This is a genomic window from Collinsella aerofaciens, from assembly GCF_018785245.1.
Taxonomy (GTDB): Bacteria; Actinomycetota; Coriobacteriia; order Coriobacteriales; family Coriobacteriaceae; genus Collinsella; species Collinsella aerofaciens_AD.
The window spans coordinates 16,132-34,304 of record NZ_WQPL01000022.1 but is presented as its reverse complement, the minus strand read 5'-3'; the positions used below and the strand labels follow the sequence as shown (position 1 = coordinate 34,304).

Here is an 18,173-nt window from a genome sequence, read left to right as displayed (position 1 = left end):
CTCTAAGAGAAATTTGTCTGCAAGGCAGTGGGTGATCCGTGCGTGTGGCGGGGTAAGATTGATCGCGGTTTTGATTGGTGCTCGATTGGGTTTGTTGGGCGGAGTTTATGTCTGCTATTGATATTGTGCTTGTTGAGATCGCCTTGGTGGCGGTGGGGGTTGCTGTGGCTTGCGCCCTCCAGCTCAAGAGCCTGCGTGCCGAGTTGCGGGAGCGTGGCGACAGTAGCGCGGAAACGCTGGCAGCACTCGAGCAGGCCAACAACGCGCTCGATGCCCTGAACGTCGCGCTGGCCGAAACTCGCCGCACGGCCAACGCCATCGCGCAGCAGCAGACGACAGATGCGGCCGTGGAACAGCAACGTTACCTGACCATCGCACGTGAGTTTTCGCAAGCTGGTGACCGGATGGATGACCTGCGCCGCGAGACGGCTCAACAGCTCGGTGCCAATCGCGAAGGCATCGAACATCGCCTGGACAAGGTGCGCGAGACTGTCGATGCTCAGCTGGGTGCTATCCGCAAAGACAACAACGTGCAACTCGATCAGATGCGCGCAACGGTGGACGAGAAGCTTTCCCGCACGCTCAACGATCGCCTGTCGGCATCGTTTAAGCAGGTGAGCGACCAGCTCGAGGCCGTGTACAAGGGGTTGGGCGACATGCAATCCATCGCCACCGGCGTGGGCGACCTTAAGCGCGTGCTGGGCAACGTGAAGGCGCGTGGCATTTTGGGCGAGGTGCAGCTGGGTGCAATTCTGGCGGACATCCTTACGCCCGACCAGTATCTGGAAAACGTCGCCACCAAGCCCGGCGCCTCGGAGCGCGTTGAGTTTGCCGTCAAGCTGCCGGTAGACGAGGGCGATCCCGTGCTGCTGCCGATCGACTCCAAGTTTCCGGGCGACGCGTACGAGCACTTGCTCGACGCGCGGGAGTCGGGCGATGCGGAGACCGTGGCGGCTGCGCGCAAGACGCTCGACACCATGGTCAAGCGCGAGGCCAAGGACATCTGCGAAAAGTACCTGAGTGTGCCGGCAACGACCAACTTTGGCATTATGTTCGTTCCGTTTGAGGGACTGTACGCCGAGGTCGTCAGCCGCCCCGGGCTTATCGAGACCCTGGGCCGCGACTATCACGTCAACGTTGCCGGACCTAGCACCATGGCGGCCATTCTCAACAGCCTGCAGATGAGTTACCAAACGTTTAAGCTGCAAAAACGCACCGACGATGTGCTGCGCGTGCTCTCCGCTGTCAAGGCCGAGCTGCCGCGCTATCAAAAGGCGCTGCGCCGCGCCCAGCAGCAGATCGAGACCGCGGGCAAAACGGTCGAGGGCATCATCACCACGCGCACCAACGTCATGGAGCGCAAGCTCAAGGATATCGACGCGCTGGAAGACGCCGACCAAGCCGATGAGATCTTGGGACTCACGTCCGCGAGCCTTCTCGCGGACCAAGAAGACGAGGACTAATTGCAACAAGACGGTGGGGCACCGGCGCAAACGCGGGCGCCCCACCGCTTTTCGTATCGCACTCGTCTGAAGCGTGCTCCAATGTGCAACAATGGCGTTTCGCCCTATCAGACGCGAAAGGAAGCCCATGTCTCAGAGAAGCACCAGCCCGCTCAGCCGCTCCACCGTGCGCCGCACGCTGCAGCGGTTTTGGGGTGTCACGCGCACGCAGCCGCTGATTGTCTTTCTCTCGGTGTTCTCGTCGGCGGGCTACATCTTTTTGCTGACGTTTGCCAATACCTATGTGATGGCCCTTATCGTCGACCGCGTCCAGGCCGGCCCCGTGGCGGGCAATCGGGTGTTTGAGGTCTTTGGTCCCTACATTCTGGCGCTCGTGCTCGTTAACCTAGTGGGTCAAATCCTCTCCAAGCTGCAGGACTACACCGTCTACAAGCTCGAGATTGCGGGCAACTATCACTTGGCGCGTCTGTGCTTTGACACGCTTTCCAATCAATCCATGACGTTCCATACCAGCCGTTTTGGCGGATCGCTCGTGAGCCAGACGAGCCGTTTCATGAGCGGCTACACGGGCTTGGTCGATGTGACGGTATATTCGCTCATCCCCACCATTACCTCGGTCATCTGCACGGTGGCGGCGCTCGCCCCGGTGGTGCCCACATTTACCGTGATCCTGGTGGGTATCATGGTCGTCTACATCGCGTTCGTTTGGCTTATGTACAAGCGCATCATGCCGCTTTCGGCCGCGACGTCTGCCGCTCAGAACAAGCTCTCGGGCGTGCTGTCCGACGCGGTCACGAACATTCTGGCCGTCAAAACCTGTGGGTGCGAAGACTTTGAGCGCGACCTGTTCGATACCGCCGACCGCGCCGCGCGCGACGCCGAGACGGTTTCGATGCACGCCATGATGCAGCGCAACTTTACGACCTCGGGCCTTATCGTCATCACCATGGCCGTGGTGAGCGTGTTCGTGGCGGGCGGTAACGCGTGGTTTGGCATCTCTGCCGGCGCGCTCGTCATGATTTTTACCTATACGTACAACCTCACCATGCGCCTGAACTACGTGAGCTCCATGATGCAACGCATCAACCGCGCGCTGGGCGATGCGGCCGAGATGACACGCGTGCTGGACGAGCCGCGTCTGGTGGCGGACGACGAGAATGCTCCCGAGCTCAAGGTGGGCGAGGGCGCGATTGATTTTGAGCACCTGAGCTTTGCATACCGTGACGCCGCGGCGGGTGAGAACGTGTTCGACGACCTGACGCTTCATGTGGCGGCGGGTCAGCGCGTGGGCCTGGTGGGCAAATCGGGCTCGGGCAAGACGACGCTCACCAAGCTGTTGCTGCGCCTGGACGACGTTCAGGGCGGCCGCGTGCTCGTGGACGGTCAGGATGTCTCGCGCTGCACGCAGCAGAGCCTGCGCCGCCAGGTTGCCTACGTGCCTCAGGAGGCGCTGCTGTTCCACCGCTCCATTCGCGAGAATATCGCCTACGGGCGTCCCGACGCCACCGACGAACAGATTCGCGAGGCAGCGCGCCTGGCCAATGCCCTGGAGTTTATCGATCGCCTGCCCCGTGGCTTTGACACCATGGTAGGCGAGCGCGGCGTTAAGCTTTCGGGTGGACAACGCCAGCGCGTGGCCATCGCCCGCGCTATCCTGACCGACGCGCCGATTCTGGTGCTCGACGAGGCGACCTCTGCCCTGGACAGCGAGTCCGAGGCGTTGGTGCAGGAGGCGCTCGAGAACCTGATGCGTGGACGTACCGCCATTGTGGTGGCGCACCGCCTGTCCACCGTGGCGGCGCTCGACCGCATTGTGGTGCTGGCCGATGGCGAGATCGTCGAGGACGGCACGCATGCGCAGCTCGTCGAGGCGGGTGGCGAGTACGCAAGCCTGTGGGGCCGCCAGACCGGCGCATTTTTGGAGGCGTAAGCGCCCCGGGCGTGGGACAATCGTGCCTGTAGTTTGTTGTGCCGCTGAGCTGAGGAGTCGTTATGCCACGCGAGACCAATGCCGCCAAACGCGAACGCGCCGTTGAGGTGTGCGAGCGCCTCAACCGTCGCTATGGCCCGGTTGAGTGCTTTTTGGACCACGAGAATCCCTTTAGGCTGCTCATCGCGGTACTGCTTTCGGCTCAAACGACCGATGCACAGGTCAACAAGGTGACGCCCCAACTGTTTGCCCAGTGGCCCACGCCCGAGGCCATGGCCGGCGCGAGCGTGGCCGATGTGGCCGAGACCATCAAGTCGCTCGGCTTTTATAAGAGTAAGGCCAAGCATGCCGTGGAGGCCGCGCAGATGATCGTCGCCGACTACGGCGGTGAGGTACCGGCCGACATGAAGGAGCTTGTAAAGCTGCCGGGCGTGGGACGCAAAACGGCGAACATCGTGCTCAACGTGGGGTACGGCATTGTCGAGGGCATCGCGGTCGATACACACGTCAACCGCATCGCGCATCGCCTGATGCTGAGTCCTAAAACGCATGCCAAAGAGCCGCTCAAGACCGAGCAAGATCTGCTCAAGATTTTGCCGCACGAGTATTGGGAGTCGGTCAACCACCAGTGGATTACCTTTGGCCGTGAAATCTGCGACGCCCGCAAACCCAAGTGTGACGAGTGTCCGCTGGCAGATTTGTGCCCCAGCGTGCGCGTAGCGGGGTAGGGCGGAACGCATCTTCGTCTGGCGTTTTTTGAGGGGCTGGGTTTGCCCTTGAGCCGGAGTCCTCTCCATGCGTTACCATGACAGGCAATGAAATCCGCCGCATACCCGCCGAGCTTGCCCCGGCGGGCTTTTGGCGTTGCAATGCCGGAGGAACAGCATGCTCATTCACCGTATAGCCGCGCAGCTCTACACTGCCGAGGCCTTGCAGACCGTCGAGGCGGGACTCGATGCCGGCGAGGACGTGACGCTGGCTGTGTCGCAGTCGGGCCGCACGCTTATGGCGGCCGCCCAGTTTGCGCGCCGCCCGCGCCCCACGGTCTACATTGTGAGCGGCGAGGATGCGGCCGATCGCGCCGCGCGTAGCCTTGCCGCCTACGTGGGCCTAGCGCACGTGTGCCGTTTTCCCGAGCGCAAGGACTATCCGTGGCGCGAACAGGCGCCCGACGACGCCGTGGTGGCGCAGCGCTGCGAGGCTCTGGGGCGCATCGTGCGCGGGGACAACTGCATCATGGTTGCCTCGGCCCGCGCGCTGCTGCGTTGCGTGCCGCCGGTCGAGAGCCGCTACTGGGAGTCCACTACTTTTGCGGTGGGCGAGGAGATTCCTTTTGACGAGGTGCCGCAGCGCTTGGTGGGCATGGGCTACACCAATGCCGGCGCCGCCGATGCGCCCGGCTTGTTTCGCGTTCACGGCGACACCGTCGAGGTGTTCCCCGCACAGGAAAAGGCACCCGTGCGCATCGAGTTCTTCGGCGACGAGATTGACCGCATCCGCCGCATGGTGAGCTCCACGGGCCAAACCATCGGCAACGAGGACAGTATCGAGATCTTCCCCTGCCGTGAGCTGGCGCTTACCGACGATGCCGTTCACAACATGCACGTGGCGCTCTACCGCGCAAGCCAGGACGACAGCAAGCTGGCGGCGCTGCTCGAGATGGTGGATGCACGCATTGTTACACCCGAGCTCGACCGCTTTTTGCCGGTGATGTACGGCCAGACCGTAAGCCCGCTGGCGCACGTGAGCGGCAAGGCGCTCGTGGTTTTGTCCGAGCCGCGCTCGCTGTTCGACGATTGCCTGCGCGCCTACGAGGATATCGAGGCCCGTGCCGGCGAGGCGGGGATTGACCGTCTAGACGGCTTGTACGTGCGCGCTCAACAGCTCGATTTTGGTGCCCAGCAGCGCTTGAACTACGTAAGTCTCATCCGTGCCGGCGGTGCGGTGACGGCCGAGCTCAAGATTGAGCAGCCTGCTATCGCAGGCTCGGACAACCGTTTTATGACGCGCGTTCAGGAAGTCGTGGGTAAGCGCTACGCCTGCGTGTTCGCCATTCCCGATCGCGGCGCGCGCGAGTCGATGGAGCTCGCCTTTGGCGATGAGGGCATTACTTTTGAGGAGTCGCTGACGGCAGCGCCCGAAAACGTCGGCGTCATCGGCGAGCGCGTACGCGTGGCAGCGGCGGATTCTGCCGATCGTGCTGCCCGTCAGGATGCTCATGCTGCAATTCGCGAGCGCCGCGCCGACGCGCTCAACGCCCGCTCGCTCGAGGCGGGCGCCGTGCAGGCTGCCGCCGGCGCCGCCGTGCCCACCATCTCGCGCGGGCGCGTGACCTTTGTGGACGCTGCCCTGCCGCAGGGCGTGGTGGTGCCCGATGCCAACCTGGCCGTGTTCTCGATCGCCGACCTCAACGCCCGCATGGACGCCAACCGCGCGCGCAGCCGCCGCAAGGTGGACATTACGCAGATCACCTTCCCGTTTAAGCCGGGCGACTACGTGGTGCACGCTACCCACGGCATCGCGCTCTTTAGCGAGATCGCGCGCCAGGAAGTGGGCGGCAAGGAGCGCGACTACTTTTTGCTGGAATATGCCGATGGCGACAAACTCTACGTGCCGCTCGAGCAGGTCGACCGCATCACGCGATACGTTGGCCCCGACGGCGACAAGCCGCGCCTGACCAGGCTCAACACCGCCGACTGGACGCGTGCCACCAACAAGGCGCGCAAGAACGCCAAAAAGCTGGCGTTTGACCTGGTCGACCTGTATACGCGCCGCTCGTCGATTACCGGTATCGCCTGCCCGCCCGACACGCCCGAGCAGATCGAGATGGAGGAGAGCTTTCCCTACGACGAGACACGCGACCAGTTGGAGGCCATCGCCGATATTAAGGCCGACATGGAGGCGCCCAAGCCCATGGACCGACTGCTGTGCGGCGACGTGGGCTTTGGCAAGACCGAGGTCGCCCTGCGTGCGGCGTTCAAGTGTGTGGACTCCGGCCGTCAGGTCATGGTGCTCTGCCCCACAACCATTCTGGCCCAGCAGCACTACGAGACCTTCTTTGAGCGCTTTGCCCCGTTTGGCCTCGAGGTCGAGGTGCTCAGCCGCTTCCGCACGCCGGCGCAGCAGAAGCGCGCGCTCAAGGCGTTTGCCGAGGGCACGATCGATGTGCTCATCGGCACGCACCGCCTGCTTTCGGCCGATGTGAACCCCAAGAACCTGGGCATGGTGATCATCGACGAGGAGCAGCGCTTTGGTGTGCAGCACAAGGAGCAGCTCAAGAACCTGCGCGAGCAAATCGACGTGCTCACGCTTTCGGCAACGCCTATTCCGCGAACCATGCAGATGGCCACGAGCGGCGTGCGCGACATGAGCCTGATCACCACACCGCCGACCGGGCGTCGTCCCGTGATCGTGCACGTGGGGGAGTACGACCCCGACGTGGTGAGTGCGGCGATTCGCCTGGAGGTGGGCCGCGGCGGTCAGGTGTATTACGTGTCCAACCGCGTCAAGACCATCGATGGTGCCGTGGCGCGCGTGCACGAGGCCGCGCCCGAGGCGCGCGTGGGCGTGGCGCACGGCAAGATGAGCCCGCGCGAGGTCGAGGACGTGATGATCGAGTTCGCGACCAAGAAGATCGACGTGCTCATCGCCACGACCATCGTGGAGAGCGGCATCGACAACGCAACGGCCAACACGCTGATCATCGAGGACTCGCAGCGCCTGGGTCTGGCACAGCTTTACCAGCTCAAGGGCCGTGTGGGCCGCTCTGCCACGCAGGCCTACGCGTACTTTATGTTCCCGGGCGAGCTGCCGCTCACCGAGGAGGCGACGGCGCGCCTGACCGCACTTTCCGAGTTCCAGGACCTGGGCAGCGGCATGCGCATCGCCATGCGCGACCTGGAGATTCGCGGCGCCGGCTCGCTTATGGGAGCCGAGCAGCACGGCAACCTGTCGAGCGTGGGCTTTGACCTGTTTACGCAGATGCTGGGCCAGGCCGTGGCCGAGGCGCGCGGCGACGACGATGCCGGCGTGGAGGCGGCGAGCGTGGGTATTAACCTGCCGGCCGATTATTTCTTGTCCGAGGAGTACCTGCCGGCGGTGGACCAGCGCGTGCTCGTGTACCGCAAGCTCGCGGCGGCCGAGGACCTGGAGAGTATCGACGAGGTGCAGGAAGAGACCGAGGCCACGCACGGTGAGCTGCCGTTGGCGGGGCTCAATCTGTTCAACCGCGCGCGTATTCGTATCCGCGGCGAGCGCTTGGGGCTCGAGAGTGTCACGCTCAGCGGCGGCCGCATCACGTTTTTGGGCGTCGACGTGCCCAAGAAGGTGGCCTTTGATCTTAAGACCCGCTATGGCGCGGTGAACTTCCCCAAGAGCCGCAAGCTGTCGGTGCCCTATAAGGCGGGTGCCGGTGCGGGCAGCGGCCTGGGTCGCGGCCTCGACGCCAACGACGGCACCGGCCCGGTGGCGGCGGCGCTCATGCTGCTGCAGCAGTTGGGTGCTAGCGACGACGACTAGCAGGTCGACGCTGCAAACGCTCCATTTGGGCAATCTGACCCTCACTCGTCGGTCGCGTACGCAAGTACGCTTCCCTCCTCCTTCGGGCCACCTTGCCACAAATGGAACGTTTTCGCTCACTTATGCTCAACCTGTAAGGGTATTTATGGGACAAAGCTATCTTTGCCCCACCACGTTGCGGGTCGACCCTTCGCCCGACCGAAAGGAAAGCATGTTTGGATACATCTACAAGAAAGACGCCGCTGCTATCGCGGTCATCCTTGCCCTTTGCCTGGGCGTGGGCAGTTTCTTTGATTATCAGATCTCGAGCGCGCTGTTCAATATCGGCAGTATGTACGGTCGCCTTATCGAGGCCGCCGGCGAGCTGCCGTTCGAGCTGACGGCAAGCGTCGCGGGCGTTATGCTCGTGCGCGCGGTACGTCCCGATTCCAGAGGGAGCAAATGGCTCGCCGTGCTCGGCATCCTCGTCAACGTTGGCCTGGCCGGCTACGAGATCGTCTCGTCCCTGAAAGTTGGCGGCAAGCTCATCGCTGTTCAGTTGGTGCTGACGTTTGTGCTGGTGATCGCCGCCAACCTTATCGTCTATCGCCTCACGCGCACGACCGAGCCCGACGGGCTCACGCACTGGGCGTTGATGGTGCTTGCCGTGTGGGTCGCTCAGGCCATTATCCTCAACGTCATTGTTAAGCCGTTGTGGTCGCGTCCGCGCATGCGCGTGATCGAGGTCACGCCGGGGCTCAATTTTCAGCCGTGGTGGGTGATTGGCAACCCCGACAAGTGGAGCTATATCGCCGCCGGCGTAATCAAGGACGGCTTTAAGTCGTTCGCGAGTGGACACACCGCGCATGCGGCGATTGGCCTGATGCTCGCCGGGCTTCCCGCAGCGGCCTTTAAGGAAAAGCCGTCGCGCCGCCGGGTGGTCTTTTGGACGGCGGCTGTGGTCGCGGCGCTCGTCGCCTTTGGCCGCATCGTGATCGGAGCGCACTTTTTGAGTGACGTGAGCTGCGGCTTTGCCCTGGTGCTGGCGCTTGAGTGCCTTGCCGCGCGTATTGCCTATCCCAACGGCGTACAATAGCTCCGTTTGAATCATCTGGCCGATACCCGGTAAGAGAGGATTGCCATGCTCGCGTTCAACAACGATTATTCCCACGGCGCACATCCGGCGGTGCTGCAGGCGCTCGTCGACACCAATATGGAGCCGCAGCCCGGCTACGGTACCGATGCGCATACCGAGCGCGCCAAGCAACTTATTCGCGAGGCCTGCCAGGCCCCCGATGCCGACGTGTTTTTTCTGGTGGGCGGCACGCAGGCCAACGCGACGGTGATCGACATGCTGCTTGCGCCCTACGAGGGCGTCGTTGCTGCCGAGACTGGTCACGTCGCCTGTCACGAGGCGGGCGCCATCGAGTTTGGCGGCCACAAGGTGCTCACCATCCCCGGCTACGAGGGCAAGATGCACGCCGAGGACCTCGAGAACTATATCCAGGTGTTCTACGAAAACGAGAGCTACGAGCACACAGTGTTCCCGGGTGCCGTGTACGTGAGTCTATCGACCGAGTACGGCACGCTGTACTCCAAGGCCGAGCTCGCGGCGATTCACGCGGTGTGCCAGAAGCGCCAGATTCCGCTGTTTGTGGACGGTGCTCGTCTGGCCTATGCGCTGGCGGCCGATGAGTGCGACATTACCCTGCCCGAGCTGGCGCAGCTGTGTGACGTGTTCTACATCGGCGGCACCAAGTGCGGCGCGCTCTGCGGCGAGGCTGTGGTGTTCTGCGGCATGCGCGCCCCGGCGCATCCCATTCCGCGTATTAAGCAGCACGGCGCGCTGTTGGCCAAGGGCCGCCTGACGGGCGTGCAGTTTGAGGCGCTCTTTACCGATGGCCTGTATTTTGAGATTGGTCGCCAGGCGATCGAGACGGCTCAGACGCTTCGTCGCGTGCTGCACGAGCGCGGCTACCAGTTCTTTTTGGAGACGCCCACAAACCAGCAGTTTGTGATTCTGCCCAACGAGGACATGGCGCGCATTCGCGAGCATGCGGCGATCGAGTACTGGGAAAAGTACGACGAGACCCACACGGTGGTGCGCTTTTGCACCAGCTGGGCCACGACGCAGGGGGATATCGACGCGTTGGCGGCTGTCCTGTAGCCTGATGTAATGACGGGGGGCCGCCTTGCGCTGGGTTTGGCGCAAGGCGGCCTCTGTTTTTGAGGGGGAAGGGTTGTATGACCGAGATGTCCGAGCCGACGATTCGCCTGGCGACGCCCGATGATGCGCCGGCGTTGCTTGCCATCTATGAGCCGTATGTGCGCCAGACGGCGATTACCTGCGAATACGAGGTGCCAAGCGTTGAGGAGTTCGCCGGGCGCATCGAGCGTACGCTCAGGCGCTATCCGTATCTGGTGATGGAGCTGGACGGGCGTCCGGTAGGCTATGCCTATGTGAGTCCGCTCAACAGCCGCGAGGCATACGACTGGTCGGTCGAGACGTCGATCTACCTGGCGCGCGACGTGCGCCACGGCGGGCTGGGCCGCAAGCTGCACGATACGCTCAAGCAATGCCTGATCGCGATGGGCATTACCAACATGTGCGCGCTCATTGCCGTGCCGCACGACAAGGACGACGAGTATCTGACGCACAACAGTCAGGATTTCCATGCCCATATGGGGTATCGCCTGGTCGGCGCTTTTGATCGCTGCGCCCAAAAGTTCGGCCGCTGGTACGACATGTGCTGGATGGAGTTGGTCCTAGCCGAGCGCACACCCAACCAACCTAAGCCAACCTGGTTCCCCGACCTCCCCAAACCTACCATTTAGGGACAGGTCTATTTTGGCAGGTTAGCCGATGGGCTCGGTGTATTTGGCGCGGTCGGTGCGCTGGATGCGCTTGGAGACATGGAGCGGGCGGCCGTCGGTGTCGTAGACGTAGTCGGTGATTAGGATCAGTGCCTGCCCGCGCTTGACGTTGAGCAAAAACGCCTCGTTTTGCGAGGCATAGCACACCTCAAAGGTCTTATGCCCCTGTGCCGGCGCGCGATGGAATTCCTGGCGCAGCGTGGCGTAGAGCGAACCGTTGATATCGCAGTCGATGAGCGTCTCGAAGCTTGGCGGCAGGTAGGTGGTCTCCAGGCACAGCGGCGCGTCGTCCAGGTAGCGCAGGCGGACAAGTTTGACGAGCTTGCTGCCCACGGCGGCGTCAAAGAATTTGGCTATGCTGCCGGCCGCCTTGGCAAAGCCCGAGTCCACGGTGCGCGTGGTGGGCTTCATGCCCTGGCCTTCGACCTGCTTGGTATAGCTCGAAAACACCAGGTTGTTCTCGAGGAGCGCGGGCGTGTCGGCCACAAAGGCGCCGCGCCCGCGCTCGGTTCGAACCAGACCCTCATCAACGAGCACCTTAAGGGCGTGGCGCACGGTGCTGCGCGACAGCCCCGATTCGTCCATGAGTTCCATCTCGGACGGCAGCTTGTCTTCGCGCGCGTAGACGCCGGCGGCGATGCGGTCACGCAGCATGCCTGCCAAGCGCTCGTATTGGGCCAGTTTCTTTTTAGACGAAGCGTTCATGCGATCAACCTATATCTAACCTGTATGCGAGTCTAATCAAGCATGTATTCAATACAACAACAAAACCGCTGGTAGCTAGTTATCAAAAACCGCATCAGCAAAATTTCTAAGACAAATATAGCATACAACTAGTCGACATAGCCAAAACATGTATGTAACTTGTATGCCTGTGATGAGCATCAAACGAGAAGAAAGGCTGATGCACGATGACTACTCAGGAACAGGTTAAGGATGTCGTCTCCCAGGTTTTGGCTGACAAGGCAGACAAGGGCGGCATCAAGCGCGTCGTGTGGATTGGCGCCGGCGGATCCAACGGCGGCAACTATCCCGCCCAGTACTTTATGGAGCACGAGGCCACGCAGGTCGTGAGCTCCAGCTACACCAGCAACGAGTTCGTGCACGCAACCCCCGCCTACGTTAACGAGAACACCCTGGCCGTCGTCGTGTCCATGCGCGGCACCAAGGAGACCATCGTCGCCGCCCAGGTCGCCAAGGACCACGGCGCCAGCACCATCGCCATCTATGTTGACGAGTCCGCCCTCACCGAGGTCTGCGACTACAAGATCCAGTACGACAGCCTGGCCGTCGACGAGTCCTGCATGGGTCGCACCAACTCCGCCGTCGTGACCATGATCGCCATGGAGCTCACGCAGCAGACCGAGGGCTATGCCGAGTACGAGACCGCTATGGCCGCCTTCGACTTGGTCGACCCCATCTATCGCAAGGCCGTCGAGTACACCCGTCCGCTCGCTGCCAAGTGGGCCGAGCAGAACGCCGACAAGCCCTGCATCAACGTGATGGCTCAGGGTCCGCTCTTTGGTGCCGCCTACGTCTTTAGCATCTGCAACGTGCAGGAGATGCTGCAGATCGACTCCTGCACCATCAACACCTGCGACTTCTTCCACGGCCCCTTCGAGATCATGGACAAGCGCACCTCGCTGTTCCAGCTCATCAGCGTCGGCCGCAGCCGCTGCAACGACGAGCGCGGCATCCGCTTCGTCAACCAGTACGGTGGCGAGCGCGTCTATCAGCTCGATGCCAAGGAGCTCGGCCTCAACGACATCAAGGACAGCGTGAGCGAGTACTTCAACCACCTGATCTTCGCCCCGATCCTCAACAACGTGTATATGCGCGCGCTCTCTGCCGTCACCCACAAGGACTACATGACGCGCCGCTATATGTGGAAGCTTGAGTATTAGTTACGCGGTTTTACCAAACCGCGTAACGGCTCGACGCTGCGCGGGCCGCATTTGGGCAATCTGACGTTCAACTTCAAGGGCGCGACCAGAAGGTCAGCGCCCTTTCGTTTCACGTCACCTTGCCTCAAATGCGGCCCGCTCGCTGACTTATGCTCAACCAGCGGCGCCTTAGACGTTGGGAATGTTCCTTTTCTGCCGGCAGTTGGGGACAGTCCTAGTCGTTGGGGGGCGTTCTTGAATGACCAGTCATTTAAGTGCGTCCCCAATGACTACCCAATGAGTATGTGGGGAGTAGATTTTTCCGCTCGCCGATTTGTGTCTTGAAAAATGTATATAACGACTATAACGTAGTGTGAAACATATTGGAAACAATACCGAGGAGGCTGCGTTGAAGAAAAGCAATCTGGGCTATGTGCTGGTGCTGATCGCCGCGCTTATGTGGGGCAGCATCGGAATCTTTGTAAACGGCATCTCGGCCATGGGCGTTTCGTCCCAGAGCATGGCTGCCTTTCGCTTGTTGGTCGGAGCGTTTATCTTGGCGCCGGTCCTGATGTTTATGGGCTGCCGTCCGGGTGAGGGGTCTACCGTTGCTCAGGGTCCGCTGGCACTGTTCAAGGCAAGCCCTAAAGAGCTTGTTCCCTGCGCGCTTGTCGGTATCGTCGGCCTGGCCGCCGCCAACACCTGCTATTACGAGTGCATGGGCGAGGTCGGCATGTCCACGGCCTCGGTGCTGCTCTATACCTCGCCGGTGTTTGGCGTCGTGCTCGGCCGCGTGCTTTATCGCGAGGACGTGACCCCCAACAAGCTCGTTGCCATCGCTTTTAACATAGGTGGCTGTGTACTTGCAGTGACCAATGGCGACCTTTCCGGTTTCCATTTTTCGGTTTGGGGCGTCACGTCGGGCGTGATTGCAGGCCTTTGCGGCGCGTCGCTCGCGGTGTTTAGCCGGATAGCAACCAAGACGGTCCACCCGCTGGCTGTCACGTTTTGGGGTCTTGTTTTTGGCGGTGCGGTTATGGCGGCTATCGCGGCTCCGTGGCCGGATGTCGCCGCGGCAATGTCGCCACAGCTGCTGCTGTTGTTCCTTGGCTTTGGACTCATCCCCACAGCCGTGGCTTACATCTTGTATATGCAGGGTCTGTCCATGGGGCTCGAGACATCGAAAGTTCCCGTCGTAATGTCTTTCGAGACGGTCGTCACCGTACTGGTGGGTATTGGTATCTATGCCGAGCCCGCCGGCGCGATCAAGGTCCTGGGCATCGTGCTGGTGCTCGCGTCCATCCTGATCATGAACACCGACTTCTCCAAGCTGCGCAACAGTGTGTTTGTCGGTCATGTTGTTGAGAGCATGACCTTTAAGCCCAACGCGTGGTGGACGGAGAAATCGCAGGACATGGATCTGCTTAAGGAGCGCACCGGCATCGCGCTGGAGCCCACCGTGCAGGAAAGCCCCTGGTACTTTGTGCGATAGAGGATTGCGCGCAGGATCTGACCTCGGGTTATCCAGCCAGCGCCGGCCTACTCGGCCCCAACGTTTCAAGTACGTTAAACCCGTCAACGGTCGATTTTCACCCGCGAACGGTCTTTAAACTAATTAGCAATATAAGCAACGTATAAGACGTTATAATGACCATAACGAAAAGGAGGAGGCAAGATGAATCAGATCATTCTCGCATCTCATGGCGGCCTGGCCGCAGGCGCCAAAGACACGCTCGAGATGGTTCTCGGCGACGTGTCGAACGTCCACGTCGTGTCGCTTGCTCGTGACGACAAGGAGCCCATCACCAATAAGGTGGACGCCATGATCGCCACGTTCAACGCGGACGACACCGTCTATGTGCTGACCGATATGCTCGGCAGCTCGGTCAACAACAACATGGTCGAGCTTTCCAAGAACGGCACGAAGTTCACGGTTGTCAGCGGTTTCAACATCCCGCTGGCGCTCACGCTCGCTATGAGCCCCGCCCCCATCAAGGGTGCCGAGCTCGCGGCCCTCATCAACGAGGCCCGCACCGGTCTGACCAACCCCAACGCACCGGTCGAGGCTGCCGCGGCTCCCGCCAAGAAGGCCAAGGCGTCCCGTCACAGCTCCGGTCCCGCCAAGATCGTCCTCGCACGTCTTGACTACCGTCTGCTGCACGGCCAGGTCGTCTTTACCTGGACCACCAAGGTTCAGGCCGAGCGCATCATCGTCGTCGACAACGCCGCCGCCAACGATGACATCAAGAAGGGCGCTCTTAAGCTGGCCAAGCCCCAGGGCGTGCGCCTGAACGTCTTCACCGTCGAGCGTGCCCTCGCCAAGATGGACAAGCTCAACACCCTCGGCGAGCGCGTCATGTTCGTTTTTGGCAACACTGCCGAGATGCTGCAGTTCTGCCAGGGCTACAAGCTCGACGCCATCAACCTGGGCGCCACCGCCAACCACGACGGTGCCGATCAGATTGGCGGCAAGGATAGCTCCGTCTTCTTCGACGCCACCCAGAAGGCCGACGTCAACCAGCTGCTCGACATGGGCATCAAGCTCTACGTCCAGCAGACCCCTACGTATCAGAGCGTCGACATCGACGCCAAGCTGTAATCAACCAGGCTTTTGCCTGACTGAAAGGAGAAGGGTATGAATACGTTCATCAGTGCGGTGCTCGTCGGCCTCGTCGGCGTGTTCTGCATGTGGGACTCCCGCCTGCTCGGTCGTCTTAACTTCGAGCAGCCCCTCGTTGGCGCTACGCTCGTCGGTCTGCTGCTGGGCGATGTGCCCACCGGCCTTGCCGTCGGTGCCGCCGTCGAGCTCGTGTCCATGGGCCTGGTGCAGGTCGGCGCCGCCGTTCCGCCCGATATGGTCCTGGGCGGCATCGTGGCCGCTGCCTTTGCGTGCCTGACCGATGCTTCCGCCGAGACCGCCATGACGATCGCCATCCCGGTCGCCGTCCTGGGTCAGCTCCTCGGCATCGTGTTCCGTTCCATCATCGCCGCCCTCACCCATGTGGCAGATAACGCGATTGATAACGGAAAGTTTAAGACCGCCTACCGTATGCACATCTGCGCCGGCTCCGGTTTGTACGCCATCATGTACTTCCTGCCGATCTTCCTCGCCGTCTTTGTTGGCACCGACCTGGTTCAGGCCATCGTCAACATGGTTCCCGAGTGGCTGTCCACTGGTCTTAACGTTTCGACCAAGATCATGACCGCCTACGGCTTGGCCCTGCTGCTCACCATGATGATCAAGAAGGGTATGACTCCGTTCCTGTTCATCGGTTTCCTGCTCGCCGCTTACCTCAACCTGTCCGTCATCGCGGTCGCTCTGATCGGTGTGTGCCTGGCTGTCGTCTTCATGGGCTTCAAGTTCAACGGTTCCCATGCAGCCGCCGGTGTCGATTCCGACTACGATCCGCTCGAAGACGACGAAGACTAAGGAGGAACACACTATGGCAACCGCAACCAAGGACGTGTCCCTGAACAAGAAGGTCAGCCAGTTCTTCTGGCGCTCCTGGGCCATCCAGGCCTCTTGGAACTACGAGCGTCAGATGAACATGGGCTTCCTCTACGGTATGGTTCCCACGCTCGATCGCCTCTATCCGGACGAGTCCGACCCCAAGCAGCTTGCTGCTAAGAAAGAGGCTTACCACCGCCACATGGCGTTCTACAACTGCACCCCGCAGACGAGCGCTTTCATCCTGGGCCTCGCCGCCTCCATGGAGGAGGAGTACGCCAAGGATCCCGAGAACTTCAACCCCGATTCGATTAACGCGGTCAAGACCTCCCTTATGGGCCCGCTTTCCGGCATCGGTGACTCCTTCTTCCAGGGCACCATCCGCGTTATCGCCTTTGGCTTGGGCGTTCAGCTGGCTCAGCAGGGCTCCATCATGGGCCCGATCCTGGCCCTTCTCATCTCCATCGTCCCCTCCGTGCTGATTACTTGGTTCGCAGCCAAGATGGGCTATCAGGGCGGCCACGAGTACCTGAGCAAGCTTCAGGGCGGCGACCTCATGGAGAAGCTCATGTATGTCTGCGGCATCGTGGGTCTTATGTCCGTGGGCGGCATGATCGCCACGCTGATCGGCGCCACCACCCCGCTGCAGTTCGCTGACGGCACCGTCGTTATCCAGGACATCCTGGACAGCATGATGCCCCAGATGATCTCACTTGGCCTCACCGGCCTTATGTACTGGCTCATCAAGAAGAACGTCAACACCGGTTGGCTTCTCGTGATCGCCATTGTGGGCGGCATCGCCCTCTCCGCGGTCGGCATCCTGGCCTAGTCGCGACTAAGCGCCTAACCGCTTTCCCCCGGGGGCCTGCCTGGCATCCCATACCCCAGGCAGGCTTCCATCCCCAAAATGCGACAATGGGACAGTCCCTTTGTCGCATCCTCAATGGGCCGGCGACTCGGTCCAAACCACGGTAACCCTGCGAGCGCCCGGCAATGTGGCGCCGCAAAAAATGAAAGGAATGTGTCAGATGTACGAGATCGACCTTAACCTCCCTAAGCAGATCGTCGCTGACGTCCTGTCCAACCACGAGATCCACAGCGTCGCCTTCGTCGGCTGCGGTGCCTCCATGTCCGACCTTTACCCCGCCAAGTACTTCCTGGCCAACAACACGGACAAGCTGAACGTTCAGATCTTCACCGCTAACGAGTTCAACTACGACACGCCTTCCTGGGTCAACGAGCACACCTTCGTGATCACCTGCTCCCTCGGTGGCTCCACGCCCGAGACCGTCGAGGCCAACAAGACCGCCAAGAAGCACAACTGCCCGGTCGTCTCCCTCACCAACAAGGCTGGCTCCGCTCTGACCGTCGACGCCGACCATGTCATCGTTCACGGCTTCCACGCCAACTACGCTGCCAAGTGCGAGAAGCCCGGCTATGCCATCGCTCTTGCTGTCGAGATCCTTCAGCAGACCGAGGGCTATGACCACTACGAGGACATGATCACCGGCCTCACCAACGTCTTCGATCTCTGCGAGAACGCCGCTCAGCACTGCAAGAAGCTCGCCAAGAAGTTCGCCGAGGACTTCAAGGACGACAAGATGATCTACTTCATGGCCTCCGGTGCCTCCGAGAAGATGGCTTATTCTCACGCCGCCTTCCTGTTCACCGAGATGCAGTGGATCGACGCCGCCGCCTACAACACCGGCGAGTACTTCCACGGCCCGTTCGAGGTTTCCACCGAGGGTAAGCCCTACGTCTTCTTCATGTCCGATGGCGCCACCCGTCCGATGGACGCTCGCGCCCTCACCTTCCTTGAGCGCATGGGCGCCAAGGTCGCTCTGATCGACTCCAAGGACTACGGCCTGGCCGACGCCGTGCCCGCGAGCGTCGTCACCTACTTCAACCCGCTGCTGCACCTCGCCGTTATGCGCGAGTACGGCAACCAGATCGCCGAGGCCCGTCAGCACCCGCTGACCATGCGTCGCTACATGTGGAAGCTTTCCTACTAATCACAAGTAAGTAGACCTTACGGGTTGATTGAGAGGGGATGGGGTTTGCGCCCCGTCCCCTTTTTT

14 protein-coding genes are annotated in these 18,173 nt (G+C 61.5%); 13 read left to right on the top strand and 1 reads right to left on the bottom strand.

Features of this window, described 5'->3' with window-relative positions; genetic code table 11:
• Positions 1 to 107: 107 nt before the first annotated feature.
• The 7 genes from GPK39_RS05445 (at position 108) to GPK39_RS05415 (ending at position 10,725) form a co-directional block, all read left to right on the top strand.
• Positions 108 to 1,463, top strand: coding sequence for a DNA recombination protein RmuC (locus GPK39_RS05445; RefSeq protein ID WP_215674243.1), 1,356 nt, complete (start codon positions 108 to 110; stop codon positions 1,461 to 1,463).
• Positions 1,464 to 1,590: 127 nt separating this feature from the next.
• Positions 1,591 to 3,393 (top strand): ABC transporter ATP-binding protein, encoded by a 1,803-nt coding sequence (locus GPK39_RS05440; protein ID WP_215674241.1) that lies wholly within the window; start codon positions 1,591 to 1,593, stop codon positions 3,391 to 3,393.
• Between the two features lie 62 nt (positions 3,394 to 3,455).
• Positions 3,456 to 4,121 (top strand): endonuclease III, encoded by a 666-nt coding sequence (gene nth, locus GPK39_RS05435; RefSeq protein ID WP_215674239.1) that lies wholly within the window; start codon positions 3,456 to 3,458, stop codon positions 4,119 to 4,121.
• Between the two features lie 157 nt (positions 4,122 to 4,278).
• Positions 4,279 to 7,911, top strand: a complete 3,633-nt coding sequence (gene mfd / locus GPK39_RS05430) for a transcription-repair coupling factor (protein ID WP_215674237.1) — start codon at positions 4,279 to 4,281, stop codon at positions 7,909 to 7,911.
• 211 nt (positions 7,912 to 8,122) lie between these two features.
• Complete coding sequence (locus GPK39_RS05425; RefSeq protein ID WP_215674235.1) at positions 8,123 to 8,986, top strand: phosphatase PAP2 family protein; 864 nt, start codon at positions 8,123 to 8,125, stop codon at positions 8,984 to 8,986.
• A 45-nt stretch (positions 8,987 to 9,031) separates the two neighbouring features.
• Positions 9,032 to 10,057, top strand: a complete 1,026-nt coding sequence (locus GPK39_RS05420) for a threonine aldolase family protein (RefSeq protein WP_215674233.1) — start codon at positions 9,032 to 9,034, stop codon at positions 10,055 to 10,057.
• 77 nt (positions 10,058 to 10,134) lie between these two features.
• Positions 10,135 to 10,725 (top strand): GNAT family N-acetyltransferase, encoded by a 591-nt coding sequence (locus tag GPK39_RS05415; RefSeq protein WP_215674231.1) that lies wholly within the window; start codon positions 10,135 to 10,137, stop codon positions 10,723 to 10,725.
• A gap of 21 nt (positions 10,726 to 10,746) precedes the next feature.
• Here GPK39_RS05415 and GPK39_RS05410 read toward each other — a convergent pair whose 3' ends face one another.
• The gene (locus GPK39_RS05410; RefSeq protein ID WP_215674229.1) at positions 10,747 to 11,469 is read right to left on the bottom strand and encodes a GntR family transcriptional regulator; all 723 of its coding nucleotides are present in this window, start codon (positions 11,467 to 11,469) and stop codon (positions 10,747 to 10,749) included.
• Positions 11,470 to 11,675: 206 nt separating this feature from the next.
• Between GPK39_RS05410 and GPK39_RS05405 the strand changes: the two genes are divergently transcribed.
• The 6 genes from GPK39_RS05405 (at position 11,676) to GPK39_RS05380 (ending at position 18,107) form a co-directional block, all read left to right on the top strand.
• Positions 11,676 to 12,668 (top strand): SIS domain-containing protein, encoded by a 993-nt coding sequence (locus GPK39_RS05405; RefSeq protein ID WP_215674226.1) that lies wholly within the window; start codon positions 11,676 to 11,678, stop codon positions 12,666 to 12,668.
• 388 nt (positions 12,669 to 13,056) lie between these two features.
• Positions 13,057 to 14,139, top strand: coding sequence for a DMT family transporter (locus tag GPK39_RS05400; RefSeq protein ID WP_215674224.1), 1,083 nt, complete (start codon positions 13,057 to 13,059; stop codon positions 14,137 to 14,139).
• A gap of 183 nt (positions 14,140 to 14,322) precedes the next feature.
• Complete coding sequence (locus GPK39_RS05395; protein WP_215674223.1) at positions 14,323 to 15,246, top strand: PTS sugar transporter subunit IIAB; 924 nt, start codon at positions 14,323 to 14,325, stop codon at positions 15,244 to 15,246.
• Positions 15,247 to 15,282: 36 nt separating this feature from the next.
• Positions 15,283 to 16,077: a PTS mannose/fructose/sorbose/N-acetylgalactosamine transporter subunit IIC gene (locus tag GPK39_RS05390; protein WP_215674221.1), complete on the top strand. Its 795-nt coding sequence runs from the start codon at positions 15,283 to 15,285 to the stop codon at positions 16,075 to 16,077.
• A 13-nt stretch (positions 16,078 to 16,090) separates the two neighbouring features.
• A complete protein-coding gene (locus GPK39_RS05385; RefSeq protein ID WP_161115155.1) occupies positions 16,091 to 16,924 on the top strand; it encodes a PTS system mannose/fructose/sorbose family transporter subunit IID in 834 nt (277 codons plus the stop codon).
• Between the two features lie 199 nt (positions 16,925 to 17,123).
• Positions 17,124 to 18,107, top strand: coding sequence for an SIS domain-containing protein (locus tag GPK39_RS05380; protein ID WP_226812387.1), 984 nt, complete (start codon positions 17,124 to 17,126; stop codon positions 18,105 to 18,107).
• The last annotated feature ends 66 nt before the right edge of the window (positions 18,108 to 18,173 follow it).